The following is a 6,330-nucleotide window of genomic DNA, read 5'->3' on the forward strand; positions in this document are numbered from 1 at the left end:
TTAATACCACATTTAACTACCCAACTATGGCAGAAGCATATCGTGTTGCGGCACTAAATGGTCTTAATCGCATATTCTGATTTTAAACTTTTCGTCATTTTTCTTCGATTTGAGAGCGTTTTTTGAACGCTCTTTTTCTTTTTGTTGTCTCAGTTCACGCTTCGGAATTCCTTCATTTGTAAGACTTTTTCTGATTTTGTAGCATTAGGGATATTTTGTAATAAAGCCGACTATCGCTACAACTGACTAAACTACGTAGCCAGACATGGAAAAGTGCCGCTTATATGATAACTCAAAGGTTTAGACTGTTTTCTTGGAGCTCCCTGTTTACACTCCTTTTAATTCTTTCCGGTTGTGGCGAGGGTGACAGTAAATATGTTCCTTTACCAGAAGACACGGAAGGAAACGAATCCTTAGACATTTTTCTAAATAGTGGTGCAGTTAAAGGCCCAGTCGCTTTCTCCGATATCTCGATCTATAGCGTCGATTTAGAGTCAGAGCGATATGCAAACTTTAAATCTGTTGCTAACGGTGTTTTTAAGGCATACGCTGACCTGGGTATATCTATTGATGGTGATTCCTTGGTTCTACCTGAAGGTCGGAGTTCTGCTCAGGTGCTGAATGATTTCGAGGCTCTGGTTGAAACAGGCTCCTATGTTTCTGAACTCGACTATTTCAAAGTAAAAGTTGAAAACGCAGGAACTATTGCAAAAGCTAAAAGCTATTTGGATGTCTATCTAGGGCTAACAAAGCCAGTTAAAGACGAGGATTCCACATTTGACTTGCTTAAGGAAGAGACAAATTCAATTGTTAAAGACAGAGTTTCGGAAGCCCTTTCCGCTTACTCTGATCTAAATGATTTTAAGCGGAAATTGAACGATGTTGATGGCTTTTATGAAGAGCTTCTCGAAGTTAGCTCATTTTCAGGTGTTAATTCGGTAGTAGCCAAATACTCAACTAAAGAGTCAGACCCGACGAAAGCAGAACACTGGTCAGCACTTAAGGACTCTTTTAGCGAACTGCAATCATTAGCAATGACAAGTAAAGAAATTGCTGAGCGCTATGATGTTGTCGCGTTTGATGAATCTAACGACGAGAAAACGCTTGTTGAAATAGCGCTTGAGACAAACGACCAAGTTGCAATTAGTAACTTGAAAGAACTTCGTGATTCCCTAGCTCAATCTTTACCTGTAATTGATCTAAAGGAGCTTGTTTATTTAGCCTATCGGAAAGAGGGAAACCCATCAGTCAAAGCAGGTTTGAATTCATTCTTTCACTCCATTATTACCTGTCAAGACCTTATATCTATCGTTCAAAATCATCGAGCTGTCTACAGTTTTTTAGGCGTGCGTGAAGGTGTTGACGCCGCTGAAGATATACAAGCTATGCATAGTGAGCTAATGAGTCTGATGCAGCAGGAGGCTCAATTAGCATTCGATAGTATTTTACTTAGTACCGATGTAGAAAACGGGGTTTCTGCCAATAGGCTATCTTACGGTTCTTCAAACGGTGCCGCGAAACTGGAAGGGCTGTTTGTCGGCCAGTATCGAGGATTTATATATATAGAAGCAAACATGGTTCCTTCATCCGTTGACCTAAATAGTGGTAAAGCTCCTATATTGAGTAAAATGGTATCAATCATCCATACCGATGACATTCTCGGATACGGCGATAATGAAGCATTAGATGAGACTCGTTATTATGTTAAGAATGGTATTGTCCAGCGCAACGCAGAAGGCGAATTAATTACATCTTTGGCAGATTTTGAGTCAGGGGCATCTGACGAGTTGTTTACGGTGCAACCCTCTCGATATACAACCCCGCTTACTTCTCTTGCGGTAGAAATTGCTCAGCAAAAAGTCATTAACCTCCAGCCTCTTGTTGAACGCTTGAACGATGGTAATGGCTATCAGGGTTCCGCCGCCAATGAGAAAAATGTCTATTTTGATCTTGGTGAACAGGCTTTAAGCGAACTTCTTGAAGAGTCGCAAAGCATTGTGTCCAGGTCTTTTAATATTACAGAGGGGGATGAGCTGAAGAATATTTTCGCTATCAGTCCGGTCACTCTTCCTCACATGAAGTACTTTCAAGATGAGCTTGAGGCATCCTATCGTTATCGCTTTAATATCGAATATTACGGCGCGATGCTCCAGTCTCTTAAGGTAGCAAGTAATTTAGATTACGAAGTAGTTCAAAACGAGATTGCCAAGGATCTGTATGACGGACAAATTGATGGCAAGCAGAATTCTGAATTTATTGAATCCTTGTCTTCGATAAATAGTCTTACGTATTTTGCAACGAGAGAGCCGTCTTCCGCATTTATCCCAGATACCACGGTGAACGTTAGTGAATTGGGCCAACTGTTAGAGCAAGAGTTTGAACTGCTTGTTGGCGAAGACTCTGATTTCGGTGAATACAATTCTTATTTGCAAAATTTAGCGTTGGTTGGAGCGGCTGGTGGTGTAGATTCTGACGGTGACGGAATGCTCGATAATGATGACCCTGACCCATCAACTCCCAATGAGATTGTCGATAATGGTTATGATGGATTGCGTTCGGTTTCTGTGCAATTCGAAGACGCTTTACTAATGCCTATAGATCAAAGTCTAGTTCTGACAATCCCAATAGAGGAAGTTCAGACAGGTGATGATGAAAAGCTAAGCTGTGCGCCTCATGACTCCCAATGTATATTGGTTGGGGATATGTCGGTTGAAATAGACGTCGCTTCCAGCATCAACGTAGCACCTGATACGCATAATGCGACTATTTCCTCTCGTCTGTTCGATAGTGGAAGTGCGCGTTTCTTAGAACTAAAAATCGATGGATCAAAAGCGGGTTCGTATTCTGCATATGTACAGCTCACAACAGAAGCTCAGGTTAACCCTGAGACAAAAGCAGTAGAGGTCGATGAACAGCAATTCGGATTTGAACTACCTTTCACAATCTTTGATTTCTCAACACTTGAATTTAGGGTTGTAAGCGAAAATCAAGATCCTGTGACAGGCTCCGAGTTCGTTAACGCAGGCTCTAAGATCGTCCTTCAATTTAAAGCAACTGATCAAATATGCGAGCTATATCCTGTTTGCGGTGACAATAATGAAAACGTCGGAGAGTTTCTCGATCTTGACTTGATTGGTGAATCTTTTTCTGTCCAATATCAAATCAATGATGAAGAGGAAGCCAGCCCCTTCCAGCTAGCAGCTTCTGAGGGCCTTACCGGCGACTTGTCAGTTATTTCAAACCTTCAGGCAGGCCAAGCCATAAATGCGACGCTTACCTATAGCGACAAACAATCGTCCATATATTTGGGGGATATAAATGCTTCGGTCGTTGATGTCGATGCTGTAGATTTTCGAGAAAAATGCCCTGAACCGTTGTCTGGAATTGATGATGTGAACGGAGATGGCGTTATAGACGCTAATGACAATCTTCCTTGTTTTGCTGACATCTTAGCAGCAACAGATAGCAAAGCCGAAGTTTACAACTCAGACCTAGATGAGTACTGGTATTTTGACGACAGTTGGCATTTTATCATTAGAGAAAGCGGCAATAGGGATAGGTTCTTAGGTCACGTACAGCTGCCTAAAGACAAGTACAGTAATTATCAAAAAGTACAGAAGCTTTTGTTCGACTCTGAATTAAGACGGATGTATCTGGCATTTAGCGGAGGTGCGATTAGCTATTACTCCTTAACTACACAATCTGTTTCATCTTTTTATATACCTAGTGTCGAAGAAGACACTTCGAACTTTGTTCTTTTAGGTTCGAACTTATTGATACAGCCTGAGACGTCTAACTCGGCAATATTCGACTCAAACGGCGATGTGGTAAGTATTAATTTTGGTTTGACGTTTCCAGAGCCGGGTAGATTACTTACCCCTCACTTAGGAAACCTTAGTTTAACTCGATTTGCCAATGATATAGCCGTACGTTACGAAATTGAGCGCTATAGGGACGGCAGTGTTCAATCACTCGAAGGCTTGAATTCTACCGATACTGTGTCATTAGACTCTGGGCAAGGTGAATTTGGTGACACGCTAACAATCTATCTTAGTGTCAAAGCGCTAGATGAACAGTTGATAGAATATAGTTATTCCACGCATTTAATTGGGACTAATGGTTTTGTCCTAAACTCTGATTATTCAGACGATGAAAATCCGCCCCTTTTAAGTGCTGGTCAGCTTGATTTGTCAGGCGCGCACATAGCAGATCATTTGTATGTCGAATGGGCTGTAAACGATATATCTACAGATTCACTAGTATATAGTTTTACTGATAAACGATATCCGTATCTGTACGAAGCCAGTAAGCTTGAATACGGAGATGTCATTGAAGCGACTATTTACCTTAAACGCTCAGCAGATTTTTCCAGTCAGCAAGACATTCGTCTTGCCACGCTTGAAGGAGTCTTTGTAGGTGATCTTGGTAATTATATTCCTGTTTTAGATACTGAATACTGGGATGAAAATCTTCATCCGGTAGATGCAAGCGTTAAAGCACGATTGATCAGTAGTACAGAGAACGATGACTTCTACGCGGCAGCAAATTTCACACCAGTTTGGTTTATTAATGATGTTGAGGTTCCAGGAGAAAGCTCTTTTGAGTTTCCGACAAACCCAGAGACAAACATCAGGTTTGGCGACGTAATATCTGTAGAATATTCGTACAGCATAGGGCAGGAGTACGGTCGTACTGAAACACTTAGGCTCCCCACTATCGAAACAGACTCTGAGCTAACTGAGTTTTCCATTACTCCCGTCGTTGTTGAGGAGGGCGAATCAGTGAGTCTAGATTTGTCCAAGTTCAGCGCTGTTGCGTTGGAAACGCTTGAAGCTCGTTGGTATATAAATGGTGAGCTGGATCGTTTAGTTAAAGATTTTACCTACCCTGGTGAAAAGCTAAGGTATGGTGATTTAATTCGTTTAGAGCTTGCTCCCCTGGTTGCTGAAGACAATGAGGTTCAAGACTCGTTTTCATACGAGGGTGCGAAAGCTTTTGTAGGGCTAAATATCGATAAGTTGAACGGTTCTACTGATGCTTCAAACGCTTTTGTTGACAGTGATGGCGATGGAGTTCCAAACTTTCGCGACTATTTCAGATTTGATCAGAACTGTTCAGTGGAAGGCGAGGGGCGCCCAGATGATCTAGACTCTGATGGCCTGCCCGACCTGGTGGAACTTACAAGCGCCTATTCAACCAACCCTCATTTGCGAGACTCTGACTCTGATGGGATTAATGACTTTACTGAGAGTGAATTAAACCTCTCCCCAGTTTTACTTGATAGTGATGGCGATGGTTACTCAGATGGTTTTGAGCTCATCTGGGGTAGTGACCCAATTGATGATGCGGACCCATCAATTGGTGATGATAAGGATCATGACGGTTTAACCGATGAGTTAGAATTAGTAAATGGGACGCTTGTAAATGGCAGTGACTCCGACAACGATGGACTTGAAGACGGGTTAGAATTGTTACTCGGCACTGAACCTCTTTCCGCTGATTCCGATGGCGATGGTTTATCTGATGGTGTCGAGAAGTATTTGACTTCAACAAACCCTCTTATACCAGATAGTGATGGTGATCAGCTTAGCGATGGTGTCGAAGTTGCTCTTACGCTTACCGACCCGTCAAGCTCTGATACCGATAACGATGGGGTTTTAGATCGTGAAGAGGAGTCTTCACTAGCTATTGACGATAAGACCTTATATCAGGTTTTATACCCTGATGATTTGTTAGCGTACAACAAAAATGCTTCTGAGTCTTTCGTTCCTCAGGGGACGTGTTATGCCACATGGCTAGCCAGAAATAAAGCTGATGAGATCAAAGTGAGCTTTGAACCTCAAATAGACGAATCTAGTAAGCAGGAAGTTTTATTTTTTAACGATACTTGGCCTGAAGTAATTAGATTTCAAGCTGATCAAGGAAGGTTTACCAAGGCAATCGGGAAAGGCGATATAGATGCGAGAATTACCTCCGCTAATTACGCGCGCACCAATAGTAATTTACTCTACTTAGGGTTTAGTGATGGTTCGATTTGGAGTGCTGATCTTACCCAAGCAGAGCCAAGCCTAACTCTTAGTTATCTGCTTCCCGAAAAACAAGCGGTTATTGCCTTAGTTGATCAGGGTGATTTTCTCCTAGCTTCAGTTTCTGCAGACGGCGCTAGTGAGAATATCTTTATGTTTGAAGATGCGGGGGCAGGCCAATCTCCGGTTAATGTGTCACCATTCTCAAGTAATATTCAATTGTCTTCGGTCGTGTGGCAGAACGCCGATAGCGCAGCACTATGGGGCTTTAGGAGTAATAGCAGTGAGTTGGTGCAACTTGTCG

The 6,330-nt window shown here is 42.2% G+C and carries 1 pseudogene; it reads left to right on the forward strand.

Annotated elements, in window-relative coordinates:
- Nucleotides 1-284 precede the first annotated feature (284 nt).
- A pseudogene (locus A3756_RS14165) lies at nt 285-6,330 on the forward strand (MSCRAMM family adhesin SdrC); the annotation flags it as partial.

This window comes from Oleiphilus sp. HI0086, from assembly GCF_001635225.1.